The sequence below is a fragment of the Streptomyces globisporus C-1027 genome (assembly GCF_000261345.2).
Taxonomy (GTDB): domain Bacteria; phylum Actinomycetota; class Actinomycetes; order Streptomycetales; family Streptomycetaceae; genus Streptomyces; species Streptomyces pakalii.
In genome coordinates this window covers 6,757,987-6,784,615 of sequence record NZ_CP013738.1, presented here as the reverse complement: position 1 = coordinate 6,784,615, position 26,629 = coordinate 6,757,987, and the positions used below count along the sequence as shown (strand labels likewise).

Annotated in this window: 20 protein-coding genes and 1 tRNA gene; 4 read left to right on the top strand and 17 right to left on the bottom strand. The window is 72.0% G+C overall.

Annotated features, from left to right (window positions below):
- Positions 1–46: 46 nt before the first annotated feature.
- From WQO_RS29925 to WQO_RS29915, 3 genes are all read right to left on the bottom strand, one after another.
- The gene (locus WQO_RS29925; protein WP_010058251.1) at positions 47–1,213 is read right to left on the bottom strand and encodes an MAB_1171c family putative transporter; all 1,167 of its coding nucleotides are present in this window, start codon (positions 1,211–1,213) and stop codon (positions 47–49) included.
- 210 nt (positions 1,214–1,423) lie between these two features.
- Complete coding sequence (locus tag WQO_RS29920; protein WP_010058252.1) at positions 1,424–2,227, bottom strand: LuxR family transcriptional regulator; 804 nt, start codon at positions 2,225–2,227, stop codon at positions 1,424–1,426.
- 96 nt (positions 2,228–2,323) lie between these two features.
- The gene (locus WQO_RS29915; protein WP_010058253.1) at positions 2,324–3,034 is read right to left on the bottom strand and encodes a helix-turn-helix domain-containing protein; all 711 of its coding nucleotides are present in this window, start codon (positions 3,032–3,034) and stop codon (positions 2,324–2,326) included.
- A 302-nt stretch (positions 3,035–3,336) separates the two neighbouring features.
- Here WQO_RS29915 and WQO_RS29910 point away from each other — a divergent pair, with 302 nt between their 5' ends.
- Both WQO_RS29910 and WQO_RS29905 read left to right on the top strand, forming a co-directional pair.
- Positions 3,337–3,777 (top strand): helix-turn-helix domain-containing protein, encoded by a 441-nt coding sequence (locus WQO_RS29910; protein ID WP_010058254.1) that lies wholly within the window; start codon positions 3,337–3,339, stop codon positions 3,775–3,777.
- Positions 3,774–4,328, top strand: a complete 555-nt coding sequence (locus tag WQO_RS29905; RefSeq protein ID WP_010058255.1) for a hypothetical protein — start codon at positions 3,774–3,776, stop codon at positions 4,326–4,328. The genes WQO_RS29910 and WQO_RS29905 overlap by 4 nt, the downstream gene beginning before the upstream one ends.
- 55 nt (positions 4,329–4,383) lie before the next feature.
- Here WQO_RS29905 and WQO_RS29900 read toward each other — a convergent pair whose 3' ends face one another.
- A complete protein-coding gene (locus WQO_RS29900) occupies positions 4,384–7,851 on the bottom strand; it encodes an aminotransferase class I/II-fold pyridoxal phosphate-dependent enzyme (protein ID WP_010058256.1) in 3,468 nt (1,155 codons plus the stop codon).
- A gap of 207 nt (positions 7,852–8,058) precedes the next feature.
- Positions 8,059–8,715, bottom strand: coding sequence for a TetR/AcrR family transcriptional regulator (locus tag WQO_RS29895; protein ID WP_029182067.1), 657 nt, complete (start codon positions 8,713–8,715; stop codon positions 8,059–8,061).
- Between the two features lie 68 nt (positions 8,716–8,783).
- Here WQO_RS29895 and WQO_RS29890 point away from each other — a divergent pair, with 68 nt between their 5' ends.
- Complete coding sequence (locus WQO_RS29890; RefSeq protein ID WP_010058259.1) at positions 8,784–9,575, top strand: SGNH/GDSL hydrolase family protein; 792 nt, start codon at positions 8,784–8,786, stop codon at positions 9,573–9,575.
- 225 nt (positions 9,576–9,800) lie between these two features.
- Here WQO_RS29890 and WQO_RS29885 read toward each other — a convergent pair.
- Positions 9,801–9,888, bottom strand: a tRNA-Leu gene (locus WQO_RS29885).
- Positions 9,889–10,052: 164 nt separating this feature from the next.
- On the opposite strand from WQO_RS29885, the gene WQO_RS29880 reads away from it, so the two are divergent.
- The gene (locus WQO_RS29880; protein ID WP_010058260.1) at positions 10,053–11,357 is read left to right on the top strand and encodes a DUF2254 domain-containing protein; all 1,305 of its coding nucleotides are present in this window, start codon (positions 10,053–10,055) and stop codon (positions 11,355–11,357) included.
- A gap of 67 nt (positions 11,358–11,424) precedes the next feature.
- Here the strand turns inward: WQO_RS29880 and WQO_RS29875 are convergent, their stop codons facing one another.
- The 11 genes from WQO_RS29875 to WQO_RS29825 all read right to left on the bottom strand — a co-directional run bounded on the left by WQO_RS29875 (position 11,425) and on the right by WQO_RS29825 (position 26,609).
- Positions 11,425–12,507 (bottom strand): sugar phosphate isomerase/epimerase family protein, encoded by a 1,083-nt coding sequence (locus tag WQO_RS29875; protein WP_010058261.1) that lies wholly within the window; start codon positions 12,505–12,507, stop codon positions 11,425–11,427.
- 55 nt (positions 12,508–12,562) lie between these two features.
- A complete protein-coding gene (locus WQO_RS29870; protein WP_010058262.1) occupies positions 12,563–13,981 on the bottom strand; it encodes an alkaline phosphatase family protein in 1,419 nt (472 codons plus the stop codon).
- Positions 13,978–15,153, bottom strand: a complete 1,176-nt coding sequence (gene eboE / locus WQO_RS29865) for a metabolite traffic protein EboE (protein ID WP_010058263.1) — start codon at positions 15,151–15,153, stop codon at positions 13,978–13,980. Before eboE ends, WQO_RS29870 begins: the two co-directional genes overlap by 4 nt.
- Positions 15,154–15,160: 7 nt before the next feature.
- Positions 15,161–16,009, bottom strand: coding sequence for a TatD family hydrolase (locus WQO_RS29860; RefSeq protein ID WP_010058264.1), 849 nt, complete (start codon positions 16,007–16,009; stop codon positions 15,161–15,163).
- A complete protein-coding gene (locus WQO_RS29855) occupies positions 16,009–16,719 on the bottom strand; it encodes an EboA domain-containing protein (protein WP_010058266.1) in 711 nt (236 codons plus the stop codon). Before WQO_RS29855 ends, WQO_RS29860 begins: the two co-directional genes overlap by 1 nt.
- Positions 16,713–17,585 (bottom strand): sugar phosphate isomerase/epimerase family protein, encoded by an 873-nt coding sequence (locus WQO_RS29850; protein WP_010058268.1) that lies wholly within the window; start codon positions 17,583–17,585, stop codon positions 16,713–16,715. The genes WQO_RS29855 and WQO_RS29850 overlap by 7 nt, the downstream gene beginning before the upstream one ends.
- Complete coding sequence (locus tag WQO_RS29845) at positions 17,582–19,057, bottom strand: SCO3242 family prenyltransferase (RefSeq protein ID WP_032747909.1); 1,476 nt, start codon at positions 19,055–19,057, stop codon at positions 17,582–17,584. Before WQO_RS29845 ends, WQO_RS29850 begins: the two co-directional genes overlap by 4 nt.
- Positions 19,054–20,256 (bottom strand): inositol-3-phosphate synthase, encoded by a 1,203-nt coding sequence (locus WQO_RS29840; protein WP_010058270.1) that lies wholly within the window; start codon positions 20,254–20,256, stop codon positions 19,054–19,056. Before WQO_RS29840 ends, WQO_RS29845 begins: the two co-directional genes overlap by 4 nt.
- Positions 20,257–20,347: 91 nt before the next feature.
- On the bottom strand, positions 20,348–24,067 hold the full coding sequence (locus WQO_RS29835) for a ThuA domain-containing protein (RefSeq protein ID WP_010058271.1): 3,720 nt from the start codon (positions 24,065–24,067) through the stop codon (positions 20,348–20,350).
- Positions 24,068–24,355: 288 nt separating this feature from the next.
- Positions 24,356–25,360, bottom strand: a complete 1,005-nt coding sequence (locus WQO_RS29830) for a sugar phosphate isomerase/epimerase family protein (RefSeq protein ID WP_010058272.1) — start codon at positions 25,358–25,360, stop codon at positions 24,356–24,358.
- A gap of 13 nt (positions 25,361–25,373) precedes the next feature.
- Entirely contained in the window at positions 25,374–26,609 is a 1,236-nt protein-coding gene (locus tag WQO_RS29825) for a Gfo/Idh/MocA family protein (RefSeq protein WP_032747911.1), read from the bottom strand.
- Positions 26,610–26,629 lie beyond the last annotated feature (20 nt).

The following is a 26,629-nucleotide window of genomic DNA, read 5'->3' as shown; positions in this document are numbered from 1 at the left end:
AGGAGTGCGGGGGTGGTTCCCAGAAGAAGGAGGAGCGGTGCGGACGTCACCCGGTCGGCCGTTCCTCCGACCTGCCGAGTTCCCGGTACGCCGATGCGACCTTGGTGAGCCAGGCCACCTCGGCGGCGAAGCTGACCGTGTCGGGGTGGCCCAGGTCCCCAGGGTCCTTGCTGTCGTGAGGACGGGCGCCGGCCCGTCTGACCTGCAGCGCCCGCCTGATCCGCGCCGCTTCGGCGAAGGCCTGCCGTTCCTCGTCGTCGGCCTCCGCTCCGGCCGCGCCTTCGGGGGCGGGGCCGGTGTAGGGCCGCAGCGCCCTCCGGCCGTCCCGTATCTCCACGGTCCTGCGGTGCAGCCGGTAGCGGAGGTGGAGGAGCGAGGCGGAGCGGGGCGGTTCCAGCGCTATGCCCGGGAAGGACTCGTACAGGTCCCGCCAGAGGGGGTACAGGGTGCGGTGGGAACGGTAGCGGGAGCGCCACTGGGCCGCGCTGGCCGCCATGCCCTCCCAGGCGGGCGTGGTCAGCCCCAGCGACAGGACGACGATGCCCGCCGCGCTGAGGACGGAGGCCGCGCCCTGCCAGGCCCCGATGTCGATCCCGCAGGCCGAGGTCAGCACGTTGACGGCCCTGGCCACGCAGTAGAGGAACAGGATCGCGGCGGCCGCCGAGAGCAGGCGCAGCGCCTGCCGCACCTGGGCTTTGGGCGTCGAACGGGTGTAGACCCGGAACTGCCGGAGGATGGTGACGCAGGGAACTGTCTGGGACCCGATGAACACCAGGAGGTAGACGAGTACCCAGGGATGTCCGCTGCCGGTGTTGAAGTCCGACGCCGGGCGGCCCGGGCCGTCGGCGAGGAGGAACAGCCCGGTCAGAAGCGCGCCGAGGACGAGGCCCGTGGCCATCCAGCGGCGGGCCCCGCTCCTGGCCTCCCGCTGTTCCGTCGCCCAGCGCAGCAGGATGATCTGGGCGCCCACGCAGAACGCGACCGCCGACACGTGCATCACCAGCACGGCCAGGTTCGGGACTCCCAGGAAGCTGTCGCCCACTGTGGCGACGATGCCCATCGAGAAGGTCAGGCACTGCAACAGCAGAGTGACGACCAGGACGCGGCGGGAGCTGTCGTGGCGGCAGCGCCGCAGCTGCACCGACCGGTAGGCCAGGGCCGCGTAGGAGGAGAGCGCCGCGACGACGAAGCAGAGCGTTTTCACGGTGTTCACAGCATGGCTCCCGACCGGTGCCGCACGGGCACGTGGCTCAGTCGATCTCGGTGTTCTCCCCCTCGGCGCGACCGCCGGCCGGCCGTGCCGAGCCGTCGCCACGAGGGGGCGGGTCGCGACGTCCGACCGGTCGCGGGAGCGGCCGCGGCACGCTCCCGGCCGGTCGGCCGGGTGGTCCGGGCAGGCCGGGCCTCCGTGGGCCCGGCGGATTCAGCTGTCCGGGCGGCTGCGCGAAGGGCGGTTGGCGTAGGACTGCGGGGCCGGGAGCAGGCCGAGTTCGGCGGCCCTCACTCCGGCCTGGAAACGGGAGGTCGCCCCGAGAAACGCCATCACCTCGGCGACATGGCGCCGGTAGGTCCGCACGGACACGGCGTTCTCACGGGCCGCTATCTCGTCGGTGACTCCGCTCTCCAGCGCGGCCAGAACACGGTGGACGAGGGCCGGCCAGCCCCGTCCGTCGAAGGCGGTGCTGTCCCCGGCGGGTGTCGCGTCGCTCCACACGCTCTGGAAGAAGGCCTGGAGCGTGCGCAGCACCTCCGGTTCCCGGACCACCGAGCACCTGCGGCCCACGGCGGACTCGGTGACCACGAAGGCGGCGGCGCCGTCGACGATCAGCGCCTGCAGCGGAGGCATCCGCGCGACGCGGACCGCCACCGGCCTTTCCCTGCCGACCTGTTCGCGTACGAAGTCGACGTCGAGGAGGGCCGGTGTGGTGAGCAGACGGATCGCGATGCCGTCGGCCGCCGTGCGGAGCAGTTCTCGCTCGACCCGGTCCGACCGGCGCGCGGCCTGGTCCGCCGCGCTCGGTCGGCGTGCGTGAACGATGTCGATGCTGCGCGTGGCCCCGTTGATCAGGTTCTGGGCGGTTTCCAGCACCGCACCGTACTCACCGGCCACCGATGCGATCAGTTGCTCCTGGGCCGTGTGCGCACGGTGCATGGCGACGGACGACTCGATGAGCGCCTGCACCTCGAGCAACGCCAGTTCGAGTTTGTCCTCGCGTCGGTCCAGCACGTCTCCGCGTCCTTTCCCGATGCGCCCCACGCCTGGGCGGCGCACCCTGTTCAGTGCGATTCACGGGCGGGCGGCCGGGCGGCCGGGCCCACTCGGTCACGCGGGCAGCAGGCCGAGCTGCACCGCGCGAGCACCGGCCTGGAACCGGGAAATGGCGTCGAGGTCACGCAGTATCTCCGCGACGTATCGCCGGTAGGTGCGCAGCGACACATTGATCTCGTGGGCGGCGGCCTCGTCCGTGTGCCCCGCGCGCAGCCGCTCCAGGATCGTCCGGACGAGCTCCAGGCGCAGGCGCGGGCTGAGCCGCAGATGGTCCTCCAGCCTGCGGGCCGCGCCCCAGGTACCGGCGAAGAGGAGCTCCAGGGCGCGGACCGTGGCCATGTCGTTGACGACGGCGAACTGCTCCCCGCCGCCGACGCAGTTGGCCGGCATCAGGGCCGCGAAACCGTCGACGACGAGCACGGCGCGCAGAGCGCTGTCGGAGACCCGGACCTCCGTCCGCTCGGCCGGGAGACCGGCCAGCCTCTCGGCCACGTCCGACGCGATCTCGGCCGTGCACAGCACGCGTACGACCGCCCGGCCCGGCTTTTCGCCCAGCACCCGCAGAACCGATTCGGTGAACTCGCCGTGCCCGACCAGGGTGACCGAGACCGCGTGGCGTCCCCGGGCGATCAGGCGCTCGACGGACTCGCCCAGGTGTGCCGCGCCGTTCCGCGCGACCGCAACCGTGTCGGCCACCGAGCGGCGACGGTGCAGCACGACGGTGGACTCGATCAGAGTTCTGGCTTGAAGCAGTGCCTGTTCCACTTGAACCGCGTGTTCACTTTCCACCCGGTTTCCCGCCACGTTCAGGTCAGGCTGGTCCACTGCCATTCCCACGGTGCTTTCCCCCCGTTGCGCCGACGAGCGCTCTCTCGTCCGGCCCACCCCGTGACGGCCCCCCTGGCCTTCACGGTTCGCTGTCAACTTCGGCCCTCATCAAGGGAGTCACTGACAGTTACTCGCAGGCCCAAGATTGGCGGAATCTCGCTGGATTGTCAACTGACAGCTAATCCGGGAAACCCGTGAGTAACTGTCCGCTAAACTACTTAGGCGGAAGGAGATGATCGGTGTCGAAAACAGATGAACGCCCCGTCCTGGCCGTGCGCTTGGACGACATCTTCAAGTCGGTGCGCCCCAAGGGCAGAACCTGGACGAATGCCGAGGTCGCGGCGGAGCTGAAGCAGATCAACCCGGCACTCAAGGTCGGCGGCGTGTACTTGTCGCAGCTGCGGACGGGTGCGCGTTCCAACCCCTCACCCGACCTGCTGGCCGCTCTGTCCCGGTTCTTCGGTGTCTCCGTCGCGTACTTCTTCGACGACAAGGTCGCGGAATCCGTTCTGTCCGAGGCCGCCGCCATCGAGGCGCTCCGACAGGCCGGCGTCCGCTCCGTGGCCATGCGAGCCGCCGGCATGGAGAAGGAGAGCCTTCAGGCCGTCATGGCGGTCATGGACCAGTACCGCAAGATGCAGGGGCTGCCGCCGGTCACCGACGTCGCGGAGGCCGAATGAGGGCCTCGGACCGCAAGCGGCGTAGCCAGCTCAGGAGGCTCCGCAAGGACGGCGCACGGCGCATAGCCGAACTCGGCCTTCCGGCGGGAGCGGGGGTCTCCGAGCTCTGCCGCCACCTCGGCGAGATCCGCAACCGCCCCATCAAACTGATCCGGATGCGCATGCCCGCCTTCCACCCCTGCGGCATGTGGGTGGCCGCCTGCGACGAGGACCTGATCTTCTACGACGCCAACACCAACAGCGCCCATCAGGACCACATCATCCTGCACGAACTGGGCCACATCATCTGCTGCCACCGAGGGGCCGGCTGGCTGGACGAGGCGAGCGCCCGCTCGCTCTTCCCCAACCTCGACCCCGATCTCGTACGGGACATGCTTCAGCGCACCACCTACGACGATGTGCAGGAACAGGAGGCCGAGCTCATCGCCTACCTCCTCTCCCGGCCGAGCACCGGCGCCGGGGAACGCCTCGGTGACGGCCCGGTCCCCGCCGACAGCGGCGCGCACGGGCAGTCCGCCGCGCTGCTGCGCGTCGAACGGACGCTGTTCTGAGGCAGGCGCCCCGCCAAACCGTCGGGCGGCTCTCCCCGGGCCGCCGCCGACGACATCAGTCACCACGGGAAGCCACCTCCTCGGCCAGGATGCGCACCGCTCGGCCGATGTCGTCCACACGGTGTTCGCTGGTGATGAAGAACCGCAGCCGCGCCTGCCCCTCCTCGACCGCCGGATGGAATATCGCGTCGGCGATGACCCCCCTGGCGTAGATCCGGTCGGCGACGCGCAGCGTCCGGTCCGAGTCGCCGAGGACACACGGCACGATCGGCGTGTGGCGGCTGGTCCCGATCGGCAGACCGGCCGATACGGCCAGGTCACGGAAGAGGTCCGCGTTGTGCCGCAGGGCACGCACCCGTCCGGGCTCCGCGACGATCACCTCGGCCGCCGCCAGCGCCGCGGCGGCGTTGGCCGGACTCAGCCCGACGCTGTAGACGAAACCGGGCAGCGTGTGGCGCAGCCAGCGCACCGTCCGCGCCGAGCCCCCCAGGTACCCTCCGCAGCTGGCGAACGCTTTGGAGAGCGTGCCCATCCACAGGTCGACATCGGAACGCTCGACGCCGAAGAACTCCCCCACGCCGCGCCCGCACTCCCCCACCGTGCCGACGCTGTGCGCCTCGTCCACCATCAGCAGGGCACCGTAACGCTTCTTCAGCTCGATGACGGCGGGCAGATCGACCAGATCACCGTCCATGCTGTAGGCGCCCTCGACCACGATGAGCACTCTCCGGTACCGGGCCCGGTTGGCCCGGAGCAGGCGCTCCAGCGCAGCCGTGTCGTTGTGCGCGAAGGGACGCCGCGCCGCTCCCGACAGCGCGCAGCCCCGCAGGATGCTGTTGTGCGCGAGCGCGTCGTGCAGCACCAGGTCGTCCGGTCCGAGGAGGTGCCCCAGCGCCGTCACGTTGGTGGAGTAGCCGCTCACCAGGACGAGGCAGTCCTCCACCCCGAGGAAATCGGCGAGAGTCCGCTCGAGTCGTACGGTCAGCTCCCGCTCGCCGGACAGCACCCTGCTCGCCGAGACCGACGTGCCGTACCGGTCCACCGCACGACGCGCGGCCTCGCCGACCTCCGGATGGCCCGACAGGCCGAGGTAGTTGTAGCTGCCGAAGGAGAGGAACTCCCGGCCCCCGACCACAGTCCTGTCCAGGATGTTTCCCTCGTGGACCCGGAAGTACGGGAAGTCGGCGCCGCCGCGGAGGAGGGCGTCCGCCCGCTCCTCGAACCGGGCCACCTCCGGGAAGTCGTCGATGCACGCGGTCGCCGCGCTCCAGCGTCCCGGCTCCTCGGACGTGAACGGCTCGGGCTGTGCGGCCTCCCCCTCCGTCCGAGCCGGGCGGAGCGGTGGCGAACCGGAAACCGAGTCCGGCACCCCGTGGGCCTCGACCAGCGCGATCAGCCGCTCGACGGTCAGGCCCGTCGCGTACATCTCGTCGGTGGTGAAGCCCGGGACTCTCTTGCCGAGGCCGGCCTCCAGCTCCTGGAGCATGAGGGAGTCGAACCCGAGGTCGCTCGTCAGCGCCATCCGGCGGTTCAGATCGTGGAGGGGGAGAACGCTCGTGCGCGAGACCTCCTCGAGGACGACCGACACCGCGGGCCCGTCCCCGGCGGCCGGGCCGCGGGGGACGGGCGCCGGGCACGGGGCCTCCCCGAGATCCCGGGCCGACAGGTCCACCACCCAGTGGTGGCGGGGAGCGAGGGGGCTCGGCGGCAGCGTGCACGGGCTCAGCGGCCCCGGCGCCGCGCGAAGCCCCTGACCGGTGACGGCCCGCAGCGCGAGATCGGCCGGTGGCATCGCGCCGCCCCGGTCGGGCGTCGGCGGGGCCGGGAGCACGGTATCGGCGGACCAGCCGCCGGCAGGCGCCGTACCAGCCGCCTGCCCGGGGCCGAGCTCTCCGCTGCGGCCCGCTTCCAGGGCGGCCGCCGCCGACAGAAGCGCGTCGGCGGCGGTCGCGGCGTCCCGTGCCACCACGGCCAGGCGCTCCGTGAGCGGCGCGCGCCGCGCCAGGGTGTCCGCCACTTGGGCCGCGGGCAGTCCGTCGGCGCCGATGGTGTGGGCCACCTCCCGGGCGAAGCGGGCCAGCCCGGCCCGGTCGCGGGCGTCGAGCACCAGCAACTGGTCGCCCCGCTCCGCCGCAGCGCCGGCCGTGGGCCCGTGGGCCGCCACCGGGGAAGGGGGGCTCTCCTCCACCACCAGGTGCACACCCATGCCGCCGAACCCGAACGCGCTCACTCCCGCTCGGCGCGGCTGCCCCGCGCCGCCCCACTCGGTCGGCGCCCGGGGAACGACAAGACCGGCGGCCCGAAGTCCGGCGGGCTCCGCCGTCTCGAACGGCGGCTGCGGAGGTATCACGCCCCGGTGCACCGCCAGGACCGTCTTGATGAGTCCGGCCATCCCCGCCGCCGCGAGCGAGTGCCCCAGGACCGCCTTCACGGCGCCGAGATGGGCCGGGGCGTGCCACCCTGCCCGCAGTTGCCGCAGGGCGTCCCTCTCGACGGGATCACCGACCTCGGTCCCGGTCCCGTGCGCTTCCAGGTAGCCCACGGAGTCCGGGGCCAGATCCGCGTCACGGTAGGCCCTTCGCAGGGCGCGCAGTTGACCGGCCGCCTGCGGACGCATGCCTCCCGGGACGGCTCCGTCGTTTGCGGCTCCCACACCCCGGATCACGGCGTAGACCCGGTCATCGGCCGCCTGTGCGTCGGCCAGCGGGCGCAGGACCAGGAGGCCCGCCCCCTCGCCGAGGACGAACCCGTCGGCCTGCGCGCCGAACGGCAGGCACCGTCCGGTGCGCGAGACGGCCCCGATCCGGCACAGCCCCACGAGCAGGTCGGGCGTGAGGATCAACTGCGCGCCACCGGCCAGGGCGATACGGCAGCGCCCCGCGCGCAGCGCGTACACGGCGTTGGCCACGGCGGTGAGACCTCCGGAGCAGGCCGAGTCGAGCGCGAAGCTCTCGCCGTGCAGGCCGAAGATCGAACTGATGCTGTTCGGCCCCATGTTGAGGAGGAGCCCGGCCGCGGACGAACCGTGCAGCTCGTCCACCGCCCCGACGCTCTCCTGCCACTTCGTGCCCGTGGCCCGCGCCCCGAACTCGCCACCGGCGAGCTGGCGCATCCGGATCCCCATGGTGCTGAGCTGGCGGTATCCGGACTCGGTGAGCGCGGTGATCACCGACGTCTCCTCCCGGTCGAACCCGCCGGTCTCCCATCCCGCGTCCTGGATCGCCTCGCGCGCCAGATCGATGAGCAGCCGGTGCTGTGGGTCCAGCGACCTGGCCCGGCGTGGCGGCACCCCGTAGTGCTCCGCGTCGAAGTGGCCCACGTCCGGCAGAAGTGCCATCGTGTCCGTATAGGCGGCGGACGCGTCGCGGGGGTCGTCGCTGAACAGAGCGGCCCTGCGCCACCTCGTGTCGGGCACCCTGCCGAACTGCGCGCGCGGGTCCATCAGGAGCCGCCAGTACTGATTCACGTTCAGCGCTCCCGGGAACCGGCAGGCCATCCCCACGATCGCGATGTCGTCGCGCATCGATCCCGTTGAACCCACCGTGCAGTCCCCTCACTTGTCACGCCGGAACGTACGCAACATTAATGTGATCAATGCACCGTGGTCCGGTACATCATCAAAAGCGAGACCGCTCGGGGGCCGAGAGCTACCGCGGCCCCCTGCCGACGAGTTCCGCGCGCCTCGGCCCGGGAAGTGCCGCATGCCCCGGCCCGGGAGATCCTGCCGGCCTCAGCCGGGGGAATCCCCCCGGCCCAGTCCGGCCGCGACCGACCGCATCGCCGCGGCGGCGGGGTCACCGGCCGCGACGGCGAAGTCCTGGATCATGGCGGCCAGCACCCGGTCCGGACCGTGCACCCCCACCAGGTAGCCGACGTGGTCCAGCTGAGCCAGCCCGTGCATCTGGCAGAAGAGCTGGCGCACCAGGAGGTCGGGGTCGGCGTTCCGGCGGAAGCGCCCGGCGGCGATGCAGCGCCGGATGGCGTCCCGCGGGTGGCGCAGAACGGCCACGCCCATCGCGCGGTCCTCGTCGGTGAGTGTGAAGCCGAGCAGGGTGGACCCGCCGAAGAGGACGGCGTAGACGTCGCGTTCGGCCCGGGCGAACGCCTGGTAGACACCGCAGAGTTCGGCCAGCTCGGCCACCGGGTCGTCGTTCCGGGGCACGGCCTCCACGCGCACCAGGAAGCGGTCGAACCCCTCTCGCGTCAGGGCCCGCACCAGTTCGGGCATCGAACCGAAATGGGTGTAGACGGCCATGGTCGAGGTCTCGGCCTCCTTGGCCAGCCTACGGGCGCTGAGTGCGGCGGGACCTCCCTCGGACAGAACGCGGGCCGCCTCGTTCAGCAGGCGGCGGCGCACCTCGGAAGGGTCTCTCTTGGGGGTTGACACCAGCCCACTGTAACGCTGTTATGAAGCGGACACATAACGCCGTTATGGGCCGGAGAAGGGTGTGGGGAATGTTCGAGCTGCCACCGCGAAGAGGGACGCCGCTCGCCGAGGCCGACGGTGACGTCCACGGGACCACCGAAGGCCACGGGCCTCCGATGCGCCTCGCCGTCCTCGGCGACTCGGCGGCCGCCGGCGTCGGCGCGCTCAGCCACCGGGAGGCGCTCGCCGGGCAACTCGCCCCCGCGCTGACGGCACTGACCGGCCAGGGCGTGTCCTGGCGGGTGACTGCGAAGGCCGGAGCCACCGCGGAGGCGGTCCGCCGAGGTCTGGTACCGCAGCTGACCGATCCGCTGACACGCTGGACGCCCGACCTCGTCCTGGTGGCGGTGGGCATCGCCGACGCACGGCAACTGCGCGGTCCCATCGCCTTCCGGCGCGATGTGACACGCCTGGTGCGCGACATCCGCCTGCGCCTGGGCCACCACGTGCCCGTCGTGTTCGCCGGGTTGCCCTCCCTCGACCCCTCCGAGGACGCGGAGCCGGGCGTCGACCGCATCATGAGGGGCTACCTGTGGCTCCTGGACCGGCAGTTGATGGCCGTGGCGGCCCATCACACCGCTACGTATCACCTGCCTGCGGGACTGCCTCCCCGCATCCCCGCGGAATGGCTGGCGGCGGACCGCTTCAACCTCTCGCCGCAGGGCTACCGGGCCTGGGGCCGGACACTTGCCGCGGGCATCGCCCCCCTGGCGGAGCGGACCGCCTCCGGCCCCCGGCCCCAGCCGCTCGACGGATCCCACCATCGGCGCGACGGGGTCTCCGGTCCCCCGCACCCCGCGCCGTCGACGCGGAGCCGCTGACCCGCCGGGCGCCGGGCGCCGGGCGCCGGGCCGGCCCCTACTCGGTGCGGGCCGGGGCAAACGATTCGCCTCGGAGCCCTGGCCAGCCCGGTCACCCTGGCCTGGCGGTCGCCACGCTCCCCGCCATGACGCCCGGGCTGCGCCATCGCGGGGCCGGACGGTGGCGCGGCCGGCCGCGCCACCGTCCGGAAAAGCGAAAGACCCCTGATCAACAGGGGTCTCAGCTGGTGTCCGAGGGGGGACTTGAACCCCCACGCCCGATAAAGGGCACTAGCACCTCAAGCTAGCGCGTCTGCCATTCCGCCACCCGGACAAGGTGTCTGTCGTTCGCGGTGTGTTCCCCGCGGCGACATGGAAAACAATACCAGGGGTTCGGCGTGCCCTTCACCCGTATATCCGGTGGTCAGTGCGGTGCGGCGGGCCGATGGGCGGTCGGCCTGCCCGGTCCGTGGGGGTCGCGGGGCTACCTTCGCGTTCATGAGTGATCGCGGCTACCGCCGGCCCCGCCCGCTGTCCCCTCTGCGCGAGCATCTGCGCGACACGTTCTGGTTCGCCCCGACCATGGGGTTCGTCTGCGTGTTCGTCCTGTGGTTCGTCGCCACCGAACTCGACGACGCGATCGTCCGGCTGTTCCAGCGGGAGGAGGCCTACGACGAGCTGGGGGACCTCATCGGTTTCTCCCAGGACACGAAGACCGTGGTGACCACAGTCAGCTCGGCGATGATGACCTTCATCGGTGTGGTCTTCAGTATCTCGCTGGTCGCGGTGCAGATGGCCAGCGGCCAGCTCACCCCCCGCGTGGTGCGGATCTTCGTCAGGAGCCGGATCAGCAAGCTCACGATGACGGTGTTCCTGGCGACGTTCCTCGTGTCGCTGCTGGTGCTCTCCTCGTACGAGAGCGAGACGGACCCGCGCCGGGTGGTGTCGGTCCCCCTGGTGCAGAGCCTGCTGATCCTGGTGCTCGTCGGGATGAGTCTGCTGCTCTTCGTCGTCTACGTGAGCTCGACGCTGCGGCTGATGCAGGTGGGGCCGGTCGTCGACCGGATCGCGCGGGACTCGTTCCGGGTTCTCGGCAGGATGCCGCGGGGGCCTCAGGGGGACGACGAGGTGGGGCCCGAGACGGCGCGCGTGGTGTACGAGGGGCGGGCCGGGGTGCTGCGGGACGTGAACACGGCGCGGCTGGTCCGGGCCGCGCGGCGGCAGGGCGTGGTGTTGCGGGTGATCCCCCGGATCGGGGACTTCGTCGTGCCGGGGACGCCGATGCTCGCCGTTCACGGCGGGGCCGTGCCGCCCCGCCTCCGGCTGCGGTACGCCGTCTCCGTATCGGTGGAGCGCACGCTGCACCAGGATCTGGCGTTCGGGCTGCGTCAGCTCGTGGACATCGCGCTGCGGGCGCTCTCCACGTCCGTGAACGATCCGACCACCGCTGTGCAGTGCCTGGACCGGATCGTGCAGTTCCTCGCGGCCGTGGCGCATCTGCCGCTCGGCACCGTGTATCACCGGGACCGGGGCGGGCGGGTGCGGCTCGTGCAGGACGGTCCGGGCTGGGACGACCTGGTGGATCTCGCCTTCGAGGAGATCCGCTGGTGTCTCGCCGGGAGCCCTCAGGTCTCGCGGCGGCTCATGGCGGGGCTCGACGATCTGCTGCTGATCGTTCCCGAGGACCGGAGGACATCCCTGGCCAGACATCGTGAGCTGCTCGTCCAGACCATGGAGCGGGGCGTTCCGGTGGCCGCCGACCGCGCGTTCGCCCTGCTTCCGGACCGGCAGGGCATCGGGTAGGGGCGCAGGCACGGGGGCGGTGCGGCCCTGCCCGCCGAGATCCCTCCGGCGGGCCGGGCCTGGCGCATCAGTCGCCGCAGCGGCCCTCGCGCAGCGAGTGCAGGTGCTCGCTGGACTTGCGGGCGAAGGCGAGCGACTCGACCGGGTTGTCGTGCTCGGCCTGCCAGTGGTGGTAGGTCCGGCCGTGGTGGGTGCGCTTGGTGACCTTGGACAGGAACGTCTTGTAGTCGATGTCCCCGTCGCCCACGTCCGACATGCGGTAGCCGTCGCGGGTCGTCTCGTCGCGGACCCCGTCCTTCACGTGGAAGAGGGGGTAGCGGCTGGGGTACTTCAGGACGTACTTCAGCGGGTCGAGCGGGGCCCGGGTGCCGTCCACGCGCTTGCTGAAGCGGAACTGGGCGCAGTACGCCCAGTAGATGTCCATCTCCAGGTAGACGAGGTCCGGGTCGGTCTCGGCGAGCAGGACGTCGTAGAGGCGGACGTTCGGCTTGTCGGTCGCGAAGGAGAACTCCTCGGCGTGGTTGTGCTGGTAGAACTTCATGCCCCGCTTGCGGGCGGCGGCGCCGTACCTGTTGAAGTCGTCGGCCGCGCGCTTCCAGCCGTCCACCGTGGAGCCGTAGCGGAACGGTCCTGAGGCCGTGCCGATGTGCTTGAGGCCGAGCGCCTGGGCGTCGTCGAGGACCTTCTCCAGGTTCTGGGCGAAGGTGTACGCGCCGGGGTTGTTGTCGTCGTAGTAGCCGACGTGGCTGCCGATCGGGTTGAGGCCGTGGTCCCGGGCCAGCCGCTTGAGCCGGTCCAGGGTGATGGGGCCGGCCGAGCCCTGGGTGTAGCCCGCGAGTTCGATCTCGTCGTAGCCGTACTTCTCCAGTTCGGCGAAGACCGGCGCGAAGCCCAGCGTGGAGATCTGGTCGCGGAGGCTGTAGAGCTGGATGCCGAGGCGGCCGGGGGGCAGGACGGGCTTGCCCTTGCCGTGGCCGTGGCCGTGCCCATGGCCGTGGTCGTCGCCGTGGCCGTGGCCCTGACCCCGGTCGGCTGCCTGGGCGTTCGCGGTTCCGATGATCGTGGCGGCGGTGGCTCCGGCGGCGACACCGAGGATGTTGCGGCGGCTCAGTCTGCGGGCGAGTTCGGTGTCCTTGGAGGGGCGGCTCATTTTCGCGTGACTCCCTTGGGTGACGTGGGGTGAGCAGTGCGGTGCCGGGGCGTTGTCAGTGCAGTCCGGCAAGCTGGAGGAGCAGGGACTTCACTTCGGTGGCCCTGACCCGGTCGGTGAACGCGTGGGGGGTGGAGCAGAGGATGAGCGGACCTTCGTCGTCGCTCTCGGGGAGGCGGCCGTGGCTGCCGCGAATAGGTGAGGGGTCCAGCGGGACGACCGCCATGCGGTAGCGCATGCCGAGCTTCTTGCGGGCGACCGCCGAGACGGCCTTGACCCGGACGTAGGGGTCCTCGGGGTCCATGAAGAGCTCGACGGGGTCGTAGCCGGGCTTGCGGTGGATCTCGACGAGCTGGGCGAAGTCGGGGGCGCGCGCGTCGTCGAGCCAGTAGTAGTACGTGAACCACGCGTCCTTCTCCGCGACGGCGACCAGTTCGCCGGAGCGGGGGTGGTCCAGGTGGTGCTCCTTCTTGCCCTCGTCGTCGAGGAGCTGCTCGATGCCGGGCAGGTCCGCGAGGGCGGCCCGGGTCGCCTCCAGGTCCTCGGGGCGGCGTACGTAGATGTGGGCGAGCTGGTGGTCGGCGACGGCGAAGGCGCGTGAGGCCATCGGGTCCAGGTATTCCATGCCGTCCTGGGTGTGGACCTCCAGCAGGCCCGCCCGGCGCAGGGCCCGGTTGATGTCGATCGGGCGGTTCACGCGGGTGATGCCGTATTCGGAGAGCGCCACGACCGTACGGCCTTCGGCGCGGGCGTCGGCCAGCAGCGGGGCGACGGCCCGGTCGAGGTCGGCGGCGGCCCGGTGGGAGCGGGGGTCGTCGGGGCCGAAGCGCTGGAGGTCGTAGTCCAGGTGCGGCAGGTAGCAGAGGGCGAGGTCGGGGGTGCGGGTGGCGATGATGTGCCGGGTGGCGTCGATGATCCACTGGGAGGAGACCAGGTCGGCGCCGGGGCCCCAGAAGTGGAAGAGGGGGAACGTGCCGAGTTTGTCGGTCAGTTCGTCGTGCAGGGCGGGCGGCCGGGTGTAGCAGTCGGGTTCCTTGCGGCCGTCGGCGTAGTAGACGGGGCGCGGGGTGACGGTCCAGTCGGTGTCGGCGCCCATCGCGTACCACCAGCAGATGTTGGCGACCGTGTAGCCGGGGTGGGCGCGGCGGGCGGCGTCCCAGAGTTTGTCGCCCTCGACGAGTCCGTTGTGCTGGCGCCAGAGAAGGACGTCGCCGAGTTCCCGGAAGTACCAGCCGTTGGCGACGATGCCGTGTTCGGCGGGCATCGCGCCGGTGAGGAAGGTGGACTGGGCGGCGCAGGTGACGGCGGGCAGCACGGTGGACAGCGGGGCCTGCGCGCCCTGTTCCCCCAGGGCCCGGAGGTTCGGCATGTGGGCCAGCAGCTGCGGGGTGAGGCCGACGACGTCGAGGACGAGGAGGGGGGTGGGGCCGCCGGTCCCCTGTGCGGTTTCCGTGCCGGGTTCGGGCGTGCTCATGGCAGTTCCTTGAGGCCGAGGTCGACCAGGAGGTCGCGGGCGAGGGTGAGTTCGGCGGCGATGCCGTCGGCGAGCTGGGTGCGGGTGCGGGGCCGCAGCTCCGCGGGCAGCGCCTGCCAGGTGTACGTCTCGACCTCCAGGTGCCGGGTCAGCGGCGCGGGTCCGCCGACGAGCCGGGCGAGCGCGTCCCGGAGCACGGGGAGCGTCGAGGTCAGCGGGGGCGCCGGGGGTGCGTGCAGCGGTACGTGGAAGTGGGCGCGCCAGGGGGTGGAGTCCGGGAGCGCCCGGCCGGCGACGGCCTCGTCGAGGTCGTCGGTGCCGCGCAGTCCGGCGGCGGTGCTGGTGCGGGTCTGGTGCAGGAAACGGGGTTCGGCGAACGCGGCGAGCGCCGTGCGGACCTCGGGCAGATGCGGGTCCTCGGCGTGCAGGGCGGCGGAGAGCTGGGACTTGACGATGCGGACACCGGCGGCGGCCAGGGCGTCGAGCGCGGTCGCGGGGTCCTCGAAGGAGGTGGCGAGGTGGCAGGTGTCGACACAGATGCCGATGCGGTCGTGGCCGACGTCGGTGAGCGGGGCGATCGCGTCGGCGGTGGTCTCGACCGTGCAGCCCGGTTCCGGTTCGAGGCCGATGCGGATGGACTTGCCCGTCATCTCGGCCAGGGCGTCGAGGCGCTGGGCGAGGGTGGTGAGGGCGGAGCGCGCGGTGCGGGCCGCCTCGGGGTCGCCGTCGTAGGGAGTGCGCCAGGCGAGGGGCAGGGTGGAGATGGTGCCCTCGGTGGCGTCGTCGGGGAGCAGGGCGGCCAGGAGGCGGGCGAGGTCGGTGGTGTGGGCGAGGCGGTCGGGGTCGGTCCAGTCCGGCCGGTAGACCCGGTACTTGACCTCGTCGGCGCCGAACCCTTCGTAAGGGAAGCCGTTGAGGGTGACCACTTCCAGGCCGCGGCTGTCGAGTTCGGAGCGCAGGGCGCGCAGTTCCGCGGGGTCGTTGATCAGGGTGCGGGCGGCGTCCCGGGCGAGCCAGAGGCCGATGCCGAGCCGGTCCCGGCCGAGTCGGCGGCGGACGGGTTCGCAGTGGTCGCGGAGCTGGGCGCGGACGCCGTCGAGGGTTTCGGCGGGGTGGACGTTGGTGCAGTAGGCGAGGTGGACGGTCGAGCCGTCCGGGTGGCGGAAGCGCATGGCCGCCTCACTCCCCGCCGCGCAGGATGGAGTTGCCCTCGTGGAGCGGGTCGGGGGTGAGCACGTCCAGCTGGAGACGGCCGCTCTGGCCGTAGAAGGCGACCGGGTTGCGCCACAGGACCTGGTCGACGTCGTCCTCCGTGAACCCGGCCTTCAGCATCGCGTCGGCGACCTTGCGGGTCTTCAGAGGGTCGCTCTTGCCCCAGTCCGCGGCCGAGTTGACGAGGATCTTCTCGGTGCCGTGGTTCTGAAGGATGGTGACCATCCGGTCCTCGTCCATCTTGGTGTCCGGGTAGATGGAGAACCCGGCCCAGCAGCCGCTGTCGGTGGCGGCCTTTACGGTTGTTTCATTGAGGTGGTCGAGCAGGACGAACTCCGGGGGGAGGTTCGATTCGCGGATGACGTCGATGGTGCGGTGGAGACCCGCGAGCTTGTCGCGGTGCGGGGTGTGGACGAGGGCGGGCAGAGCGTGGTCGGCGGCGAGCTGGAGCTGAGCCGCGAGCGCGTGGTCCTCGGCCGGGGTCATGGAGTCGTAGCCGATCTCGCCGACGGCGACGACGGAGTCCTTCACGAGATAGCGGGGCAGCGCGTCCAGGACGGGAGTGCAGCGGGGGTCGTTCGCCTCCTTGGGGTTGAGGGCGAGCGTGCAGTGGTGGGCTATGCCGTACTGGGAGGCGCGGAAGGGCTCCCAGCCGAGCAGCGCGTCGAAGTAGTCGAAGAAGCTGGCGGGCGAGGTGCGGGGCTGGCCGAGCCAGAAGGAGGGTTCGACGAGCGCACGGACGCCCGCGTCGTACATCGCCTGGTAGTCGTCCGTGGTGCGGGAGGTCATGTGGATGTGGGGGTCGAAGATGCGCATCAGGACTCCTCCGTGAGGGCGGGGGCTGCGGGAGCTGCGGTCGGGTCGGCCGGGTGGCCGCCCTCGCCGGTCGGGGCGGTGAGGGCCCGGGCATGCCCCAGGACCGTGCGCAGGTCTTCGGGGACGGGGCGGCCCGCCGCTGTGCGTTCGGCGGCGAAGTCGTCGAGCATGCGGGCGAGTTCGGCGTCTCCGCGGGCGCGGTCGTCGAGCCGGGCCACGGCCGTGACGGGCACCTCGGTGAACAGGCACTTCAGTACGGCGTGCCGCCAGGCGTGCGCGTCCAGGTGCTCGGCGGCGTAGGGGCCCACGGCCGCGGCGACCAGCCGGGGGTCGTTGGCGCGCAGTGCGTCCTCGACGAGCGGGAGGGCGGTGTCGCCGAGGTCGAGGAGGTGCAGGGTGAGCAGGACGGCGCGGCGTTCGGCGGCGGTGCCCTGTTCGTAGAGCCGGGTGAGGGAGGGCAGGGAGGCGCGGGCCTCGACGAGGAGGAGGGAGCGTACGGCGTCGGCGTTCTCCTGGCCGCAGTGCCGGCCGGCGGCGGCGTAGCGAAGTTCCCAGGGCGGGGAGGCGTACGGGCTCACCTCGGGGCGGGGGGTGCCGGAGGCGGCTGGCGCGCGGACCGCGTCGTGGGCGGCTTCGGCGAGTGCCTCGTCCAGCCAGGCGCGGGCGGCCCCGCCGAGTTCGGCGTCCAGTTCCTTGCGGGACTTCAGCACGGTGCGGCTCCCTTCGTCGCGGTACCGCGCGTCATCGCGTCGCGCAGGAAGTCGATCGACGCGCGGGCCAGCTCGGGGCCGGCGTGGGAGTGGCGGGGCAGTTCGACGACGGTGAGTCCCCGGTAGTCCGAGGCGGCCAGGGCGGCGAGCACGGGCGGGAAGTCGATCTCCCCCTCACCGAACGGCAGGTGCTCGTGGACTCCGCGCCGCATGTCCTCGATCTGGACGTGCCGGAGCCAGGGGGCGGAGTCCCTGATGCACTCGACGGGCGAGGCGTCCTCCAGGCACTGGCAGTGGCCGATGTCGAGGGTGAGGCCGAGCGGTCCCGGGTCGCCCAGGAGACCGCGCAGGTGGTGGAAGTCGGCGAGGGTGGCGAGGAGGTGACCGGGTTCGGGTTCGATCGCGAGGGGGATGCCGGAACGGTCGGCGGCTTCGAGGACGGGGGTGAGCGCTTCGGTGAGCCGTTTCCACGCGGTGTCCGTCGAGGTGCCGGGCGGGGTGATGCCGCTGAAGCAGTGGACGGCGTGCGCGCCGAGTTCGGCCGCCACGTCGACGGCGCGGACCAGCAGCGCGGTGCGGGCGGCCCGGGCGTCGGGGTCCGGGTCGAGGAGGGAGGGGCCGTGCTTGCGGCGCGGGTCGAGGACATAGCGGGCGCCGGTCTCCACGGTGACCCGGAGCCCGAGGGAGGTGAGCCTGCGGCGGACCTGGCGGGTGCGCTCGGTGAGGTCCGGGGCCATCGGGTCCAGGTGCATGTGGTCGAGGGTCAGGCCGACGCCCTCGTAGCCGAGGTCGGCGAGCAGGCCGAGGGCGTCGTCGAGGCGGAGGTCGGTGAGCCCGTTGGTGCCGTATCCGAGGTGGAGGGTCATGTGAGGCTCACCTTCCGGGCGAGGCTGCGGGCGAGGGGGACGAGCCCCATGACGGCGAGACCGGTGACGGGTGATCCGGCACGGGCGGCGAGCGCGGCCTGGAGCGGGATCATGGCCCGGATGCCGCCGCCGACCGCCCGCTGTGTCAGGGGCGGCGACGGGTTCAGCGCGGCGTGCAGGAGGGGTGGTCCGGCGGTACGGAGGTAGGCGCCGGTGAGTGCGAGGGTCAGGAGGCGGGTGGGGTCGGCGACGGTCCGGCCGAGCAGGCTTCCGGGCCGTTCCGCAGGGTCCGTGCCGGCGGTGGGGCCGACCACACTGGCGAGGCGTGCCATAGGGTGCGGGGCCGTTCCTCGGGCGGCGGGGCTCGTCGCCGTCATGGCGGGGCCGCCGGGGCTCCGCCCCCGCCACTCCCCCGGCACTGCTGCCGCGAGTGCCGTCGTCGTGGCCAGGACCGCGAGCGGCGTCGCCGTGGAGCCGCCCTGCGTCTCGTGGCGCGACACGGCGGTGACACCGTAGGTGTGCGCCCCGAGCACCAGGGCGGCGGGGAGCGCGGCCAGGCCGGGCAGGGCGGTCGGGGATGACTTCGGCGTGCCCGGTGCCGGTATCACTCGTGCGGTGGCCGACGCTCCGGCAACGTTGTCGGGTCGACCTCCCCCGCCCGGCGTACCGGTGCACGTGGCCGTGGCCGTCGCGCCCAGCAGCAGGTCCAGCGAGCGGGCCGCCGCCATGGCCGCCGGGCCCGCCTGCGTGTGCTTCAGGTGCAGGTCGTAGGCCCAGACCGTGGCGGCCAGGCCCGTGGCGACCGCCAGCGCGGGGCGGCCCGCCCGGGCCGCCAGGGCGAGGCCCGCGGCGGTCAGCACCCCGGCCGCGCCCAGTGCCGCCGCCGGGCTGATGCGGCCCGAGGGGATCGGGCGGTGCGGGCGGTCGACGGCGTCCTCGTCGCGGTCGGCCCAGTCGTTCAGGGCCATCCCGGCCTCGTACAGGCAGAGCGACGCGCCGATCGCCAGCGCGGTGCCCCGGCCGGGCCGTCGGCCCACTGCGGCCGCGCCCGCCAGGGCGTCCCCGGGCACGGAGAACAGGGCGGAGACACGCAGCAGTTCCGCCCAGGCCCGCAGGCGCTGCCGGGGCGCGCCCGGGGCTGTACCCGCTCCGGCAACCGAGCCGCTGCCGGGTCCGGCAACCGAGCCGGCACCCGGCCCCGTGCCCGATCCGGCACCCGGCCCTGAGTCCGCGGCCGGCCGGCCCGGGCCCGCTTCCGCGCCCTGTTCCCCGTTCCGGCCCGTGGGGGGCGGTCCGGGCCTGTCCGGTGCGGGCGCAGTCCCACCCGCGCCGGACAGGCTGTCATGGGTCACGGCGTCCTTCCGCACGCCGTGCACAAAACCGTTCCGTCGCCCGGGCCCCGCCGGGAGGGCCGCCAGGGCGGCCAGGGCCACGGCCAGCGCGCCCGGAAGGGCTCGCCCCCGCCGCCTCACGCCTGGTCCCGCAGCCGCTCGGCGAAGGTGAGCAAGGTGGCGTACTGCTCGGCGAGTGCCGCCGATGTGCCGCCGTCCGGGTCCTTGAAGTAGAAGCCCAGCTCCGGCAGGGGGCCGCTGATCCCGGCCTCGTGGGCGCGGGCGAGGAGCCGTGCCAGGTCCAGGACCAGCGGGGCGGCGAGGGCGGAGTCGCAGCCCTGCCAGATGGTCTGGAGGATCATGCGGGAGCCGAGGAAGCCGTCGAAGGCGATGTGGTCCCAGGCGGTCTTCCAGTCGCCCATGGCGGGCACGTCGTCGATGTGCACCTCGCCCTCGGGGGCGGTGCCGAAGGTGTCGGCGAGGACGCGTTCCTTGCCCGCGTTCTTGGCGGCGGCCGCCGCCGGATCGGCCAGCGCCGCCCCGTCCCCGCCGCCCAGGAGGTTCGACCCGGACCACGCCCGTACGGCGAGGGCGCGCTGGAGGAACATCGGGGCGAGCACGGAGCGGAGCAGCGTCTGGCCGGTCTTGCCGTCGCGTCCGGCGTGGGGAAGTCCGCTGGAGGCGACGGTGTCGGTGAGCGCGGGGATGCGCAGCCCGGTGGACGGGGTGAAGTTGGCGTAGGAGCAGCCTGCGCGCAGGGCGGCGGCCGCGTAGAGGGAGCTGGCGGGCAGCCGGGTGTCGCCGGGTCCGGGGGCGGGTTCGGTGGAGGCGACGTTGATCACGACGGTGCGGGCCAGGTCGTGGCGGTGGGCGAAGTCGGTCAGGTCGGCGGCGAACGCGGCGATGAGGTCCTGGTCGGTGCGGGCGTCGCCGGGGAGGGGGCCGCCGGGGCGGATCTCGGCGTCGGCGGCGTCGAGTTCGGCGCGTACGGCCGAGGGGAGCCCGTGCGGGAGCACGCCGCCGTCGGCGAGCGCCTCGGCTCGCTTGGACAGCGGGCAGTCCAGGGTGTCGTGGCCTCCGAAGACCAGGTCGGTCAGGGCGGGCAGGCCGCTGTCGGCGAAGGGGGGCGTCTCGGTGACCATGCCGGTCGGCGGGTGGAGGCCCGCGGCGATGGCGGCGCAGCCCGCGGTGGCGGTGGTCGCCACGGAGCCGCGTGCTCCGATGAACCAGACGCCGGTGCGGCCCGCGGCCCCCGCGAGGCCGGGGGCCTCGGAGGTGAGCGGCGCGTCGGTGCGGCCTGGGGCGTCGGTTCGGCCTTCACGATCGGCGTGTGCGGTCACGGCCTGCCTCCTGGGGATGGGTCGGGGTGGAGGACGACGGGCGGGGGAAGGTGCGTGCTTCCCCCGCCCGTCGTCGGCAGAGGCGGCTGCCCTACTTCGAGGGCAGCTCCTTCAGTTGGATGTTGCGGAAGGACACCTGGTCGTCGGCTCCGTGGTTCTGGAGGCCGATGTAGCCGTCCTTCAGACTGCGGGCGGGGTCGGTGTTGGTGAAGTCGTTGATCTTCACTCCGTTGAGGAAGATCTGCAGACGTTCACCCTGGACCTTGATCTCGTAGCTGTTCCACTGTCCCGGCGGCCGCAGGACGCGGTCGCGGGCCTTGATGTTGGCGGACTTGAAGGTGTAGACGGCGCCGGTGGTGCGGTCGGCGGCGTCGGTGGCGTCGATCTGGATCTCGTACCCGTTGTTGACCGCCGACCAGGGGTCGTCGGACTCCGGGAAGCCGACGAAGATGCCGGAGTTGTCGTCGCCGGCCATCTTCCAGTCGAGCTTCAGCGAGTACGACTTCAGCTCCTTGGCCTGGTAGGTGAGGAGACCCATGCCGCCCTCGGAGTGCAGGGCGCCGTCACTGACGGAGAACTTCCCCGGGCCCGCCTGCTTCCACCCCTCCAGCGTCTTGCCGTTGAAGATCGGCCGGTAGTCGGTGTCCGGCTTGCAGTCGGCCTTGACCTGGCCGGTGGCGTAGCGCAGCCCGCCCAGGACGTGGCTGCGGAAGGCCGGTTCGGCGTAGGACTCCTTGGTGTGGCCGAGACCCGTGTAGAAGGAGCGGCCGCCCTGGTAGGTCTGGCACCAGGAGATCGGGTGGTCGCCCTTCATGTTGCCGCCGGTGTAGGTGGTCTCGTCGAGTGTGGCGAGAACCTTGGCCTTGTCCCGGGGGTTGGTGCGGTAGTTGTACCACTCGTCGGTGCGCTCCCACTCCTCGTCCAGATGGGCGGTGGCGGGGTGGTCGTGGTCCTCGACGCGGACGGTGGCGGGCTGGATCTGCGGGTGCGAGTCGAAGTAGGCGCCGACGAGGCCGCCGTAGAACTCCCAGTCGTACTCGGTGTCGGCGGCCGCGTGGATGCCGACGTAACCGCCGCCGGTGGCCACGTAGTTCTCGAACGCCTTCTGCTGTTCGGCGTTGAGCACGTCACCGGTGGTGGAGAGGAACGCGACGGCGTCGTAGCGGGCCAGGTTGCTGGTGGTGAACTGTGCGGCGGACTCGGTGGAGTCGACCGTGATGTTGGTGTCCTTGCCGATCTCCTTCAGGGCCTCGATGCCCGCGGGGATCGAGTCGTGGCGGAAGCCGGCGGTCTTGGAGAAGACCAGGACGCGCTTGGCGGTCTTGTCGACGGGGGTGTTGGACAGTTCGAAGTCGTCGACGTCGTAGAGCGCTCCGTCGCCGCCCTTGAAGACGAGGAAGAGTTCGGTCTGCTTCTTGGGCGCGCCGCGCAGCGGGATGTCGACGTCCTGGAAGGTGTCCCAGCTGCCGGTCACCGGGACGGGCCCGGAGCCGAGGATCTTGCCGGTGGGCGAGCCCGCGCGGACTTCGAGGAAGCCGCCGGAGCCGGCCGAGGAGATCCGGGCGGTGAGCTTGGTGGTGTTACCGAGGACGTAGGTGTCGAAGGAGATCCAGTCGTCGTTGTGGATGTCGCCGACGGTCTTTCCGCCGTGCGCGCCGGCCTTGCTCGGCGTGGTGACGCCGGAGGAGTCGTCGAAGTGCTCGGCCTGGCGGTGCTTGGGCTGGAGCCGGGAGGCGTCCTTGCCGGTCAGCTTGGCCTGGCCGCCACCGCCGTTGTCGGTGTAGGAGGCCGAAATGCCGCCGTAGATGTTGGCGTTGGGGTCGTGGCCGCCTTCCATGGCGGTCTTGATGGTGCCTTCGCAGCCGTGCTCGGTGGTGATGTCGTGGCCGTGGCTGTCGTGGCCCAGGGTGAACTTGACCTCGACCTTGGTGCAGTCGATGGTCCCGTCCTCCGGGTCGCTGACGTTCACCTTGAACGGCACGGAGTCGCCGAACTCGAAGAGCTGCCCGTCCTCGGGAAGCACCAGCTCCACGGTCGGGGCGGTGTTGCCGACGGTGACGTGGACGCTGGCGGAGCCGGTGCGGCCGGTCGGGTCCTCGGCGGTCAGAGTCGCGACGTACGTGCCGTTCTTCCTGTACGTGTACGTGGGGTTGGCGGCGGTGGAGGTGCCGCCGTCACCGAAGTCCCAGGAGTAGGTCAGCGGGTCGCCGTCGCCGTCCGCCGTGCCGGCCGAGGAGAACTTCACCTTCAGCGGCGCGGTGCCCGAGGTCTTGTTCGCCGAGGCCTCGGCGATGGGCGAGCGGCCTCCGGTGGCGTTCTCGATGCGGTAGAGCGCGGAGTTCTCGTCGCCGCCGAACCAGGCGAGGCCGTAGTCGAGGACGTACAGCGCCCCGTCCGGGCCGAAGGCCATGTCCATGATCTGGGTGCCGGACCACGGCACGTCGTTGATGGACTGGACTCCGCCGTCGGCGTCCTGCTCGATGCGCTTGATCCACTGGCGGCCGAACTCACCGGCGAAGAAGTCGCCGTCGTAGGCCTCGGGGAACTTGACCGGGGAGTCGAGGTCCGCGTCGTAGCGGTAGACGGGTCCGCCCATCGGGGACTCGGAGCCGGAGCCGAACTCGGGCACCGATCCTCCGTCGTACGGGATCCACGCGGCCTCGGCCGGCGGCAGGTCGACGAGTCCGGTGTTGTGCGGCGACTCGTTCTTCGGGGCGGCGCAGTCGAAGGCCGCACCCGATGCCTTGGTGGCGAAGTCGTAGTCGATGTACGGCTCGTTGTCGCCGACGCAGAAGGGCCAGCCGAAGTTGGCGGCCTTCGTCACACGGGCGAACTCGACCTTCCCGGCCGGTCCGCGCTTGGGGTCGGCAGCGCCCGCGTCGGGGCCGTAGTCACCGACGTACACGGTGCCGGTGGCCTGGTCGACGGAGAAGCGGAAGGGGTTGCGGAAGCCCATCGCGTAGATCTCGGGGCGGGTCTTGTCCGTGCCCGGCTCGAAGAGGTTGCCGTCGGGGACGGTGTACGAGCCGTCGTCGGCGACCTTGATGCGCAGGATCTTGCCGCGCAGGTCGTTGGTGTTGCCCGAGGTGCGGCGGGCGTCGAACGCCGGGTTGCGGTCGGGGCGTTCGTCGATCGGGGTGAACCCGTCGGAGGCGAAGGGGTTGGTGTCGTCGCCGGTCGAGAGGTAGAGGTTGCCGTCCTTGTCGAAGTCGATGTCACCGCCGACATGGCAGCAGATGCCGCGCGAGGTGGGGACGTCCAGGACCTTCTTCTCGCTGGCGGTGTCGAGGGTGCCGTCCTCGTTGAGGACGAAGCGGGAGAGCCGGTTGACGCCGTCGAACTTCGCGAAGTCGGCGGCGGTTCCGGTCTCCGGGGCGTCGCCCGCCGGGGTGTCCATCGGGGGCGCGTAGAAGAGGTAGATCGCCCGGTTCTCGGCGAAGTCCGGGTCGACGCCGACGCCTTGGAGGCCTTCCTCGTCGTGCGTGTACACGGGGAGGGTGCCGGAGATCCTGGTGTTGCCGGCGCTGTCGGTGATCCGCAGCTCGCCGCCGCGCGAGGTGTGCAGCACGCTGCGGTCGGGGAGGACGGCGAGCGACATGGGCTCGCCGGTCTCCTCGGCACCCTTGGCGAGGGTGACTTGCTGGAAGTCCTCCGCCACGGGCTCCTCGTGCCCGGGGTGGCCCGGGTGGGCGGTGGCGCCGGGGGCGGAGCCGAGGGTCAGGGTGGCGGCGGCGAGCAGGCCGCCGGTGAACAGCGCGAGGGTTTTACGGACGCGGGTCCGGGCCAGGAGCCGCTTTCTGGTTCTGTGCACGTTGGTCCTCCGGAGAGTGCCGGTTGTACGGGCGGGTGTAGCCGTGCCGTGCCGCGCGGGGACTGCCGCGCGTGCGTCACCGGAGACGGGAGCGACCCCGGTGACGCGAGTCATGTCGTGTACACGTGGTGGACGGTAGACCTGTTCGTCCTCGACGGAAAGCCCTTGTGCAACAGGTAAGTCGAACTTCTGCTTCCGGCAGGACAAAGAGATTTCCGGGCAGGGCGAGGCAGCCCCGGGGGCGGGGCCGGTGCGGCGCATCAGGCCCCCGGGGCTTGGCAGTCCGCCCTACTCGCCGCCGCCGAAGGCCGCGTCGAAGGAGGCGGACGGCGGGTCGAAGTCGAACCGCTTGAGGCTGGCAAGCGCTTCCGGAGCGCCGGTGAGCCGGTCCATCCCGGCGTCCTCCCACTCGACCGAGACCGGTCCTTCGTAGCCGATGGACCGGAGCATCCGGAAGACGTCCTCCCAGGGGACGTCGCCGTGGCCGGCGGAGACGAAGTCCCAGCCGCGCCGGGGGTCACCCCACGGCAGATGCGAGCCGAGGCGGCCGTTGCGGCCGTCGAGGCGCTTGCGGGCCTCCTTGCAGTCGACGTGGTAGATCCGGTCGCGGAAGTCGTAGAGGAAGCCGACCGGGTCCAGGTCCTGCCAGACGAAGTGGCTCGGGTCGAAGTTCAGGCCGAACGCGGGCCGGTGGTCCACCGCTTCGAGCGCGCGCTTGGTGGTCCAGTAGTCGTACGCGATCTCGCTCGGATGCACCTCGTGGGCGAAGCGCACCCCCTCGGCGTCGAAGACGTCCAGGATCGGGTTCCAGCGCTCGGCGAAGTCCTCGTAGCCGCGTTGGATCATGTGCGGCGGGACGGGCGGGAACATCGCGACGAGGTGCCAGATCGACGAACCGGTGAACCCGATGACCGTGTCGACCCCGAAGGCGGCGGCGGCCCGCGCGGTGTCGGCGATCTCGGCGGCGGCCCGCTGCCGTACGCCTTCGGGCTCGCCGTCGCCCCAGATACGGGCGGGCAGGATCCCCTGGTGGCGCTCGTCGATCGGGCTGTCGCAGACGGCCTGTCCGACCAGGTGGTTGGAGATCGCGAAGCACTTCAGCCCGTACTTGTCGAGCAGTTGGTGCCGGGTGTCCAGGTAGCCGGGGTCGGCCAGGGCCTTGTCGACCCCGAAGTGGTCTCCCCAGCAGGCGAGTTCGAGCCCGTCATAGCCGAAGTCCCGGGCGTGCTTGCAGACCTCCTCCAGCGGGAGGTCGGCCCACTGGCCGGTGAAGAGGGTGAAGGGGCGGGGCATGGGCGGCAGTCTCCTAGGACGAGGACGGGACCGGGGTGTGGACGGAGTTCTTGGCGGCACTCTCCTCGACGGCGGCGAGCACCCGCTGCACCTGGAGGCCGTCCGCGAACGACGGGACGGGCGGGGCCCCTTCGGCGATCGTGCGGACCACGTCGCGGGCCTGGTGGACGAAGGTGTGCTCGTAGCCGAGGCCGTGGCCCGGCGGCCACCAGGCCTCCAGATAGGGGTGCTCGGGTTCGGTGACGAGGATGCGGCGGAAGCCCGCGGTGGCGGCGGGTTCGGTGTGGTCGTGGAAGGACAGCTCGTTGAGCCGCTCCAGGTCGAAGGCGAGCGAGCCCAGCTCCCCGTTGATCTCCAGGCGCAGGGCGTTCTTGCGCCCGGCAGCCATCCGGGTCGCCTCGAAGGAGGCGAGAGCGCCGGAGGCGAGGCGGCCGGTGAAGATCGCCGCGTCGTCGACGGTCACCTCGCCCCGCTCCACCGTGTCGGCGCTGCCGGAGAGCCCGGCCGACGCCCCGGCGAGCAGGGGCCTCTCGCGTACGAAGGTCTCGCTGACGGCGGAGACTCCGGTGAGCAGCTCGCCCGCGAGGTACTGCGCGAGGTCGACGATGTGCGCCCCGAGGTCGCCGAGCGCGCCGGAGCCGGCGTGCTCGCGCTTGAGCCGCCAGGTGAGCGGGGAGGCCGGGTCGACCAGCCAGTCCTGGAGGTAGGTGGCCCGCACATGGCGCAGGGGGCCGAGCCGGCCCTCGGCGATGAGCTGCCGGGCGTAGGAGATCGCGGGCACCTTGCGGTAGTTGAAGCCCACCATCGCCACCTGGCCGCGAGCGGCGGCCGCTTCGGCTGCGCGGACCATGGCCTCGGCCTCGGCGACGTTGTTGGCGAGCGGCTTCTCGCACAGGACGTGCTTGCCGGCCTCCAGGGCGGCGATGGCGATCTCCGCGTGGCTGTCGCCGGGGGTGCAGATGTCGATCAGCTGGACGTCGTCCCGGGCGATCAGGGCCCGCCAGTCGGTCTCCGCCGCCGCCCAGCCGTGCCGGGCGGCGGCGGCGTCGACCGCCGCACGGTCGCGTCCGCAGATCGCGGCGAGAGCGGGCCGCAGCGGCAGATCGAAGACGTGTCCTGCGGTGCGCCACCCCTGGGAGTGGGCGGCGCCCATGAACGCGTATCCGACCATGCCGACCCCGAGCGTTCCCGGCGCCTGCCGCGGCGGCGGTGCTGGGGTGTGCGTTTCCGTCTCTTGACTACGGGCCATGCGGACTTCCTCCTCATCGG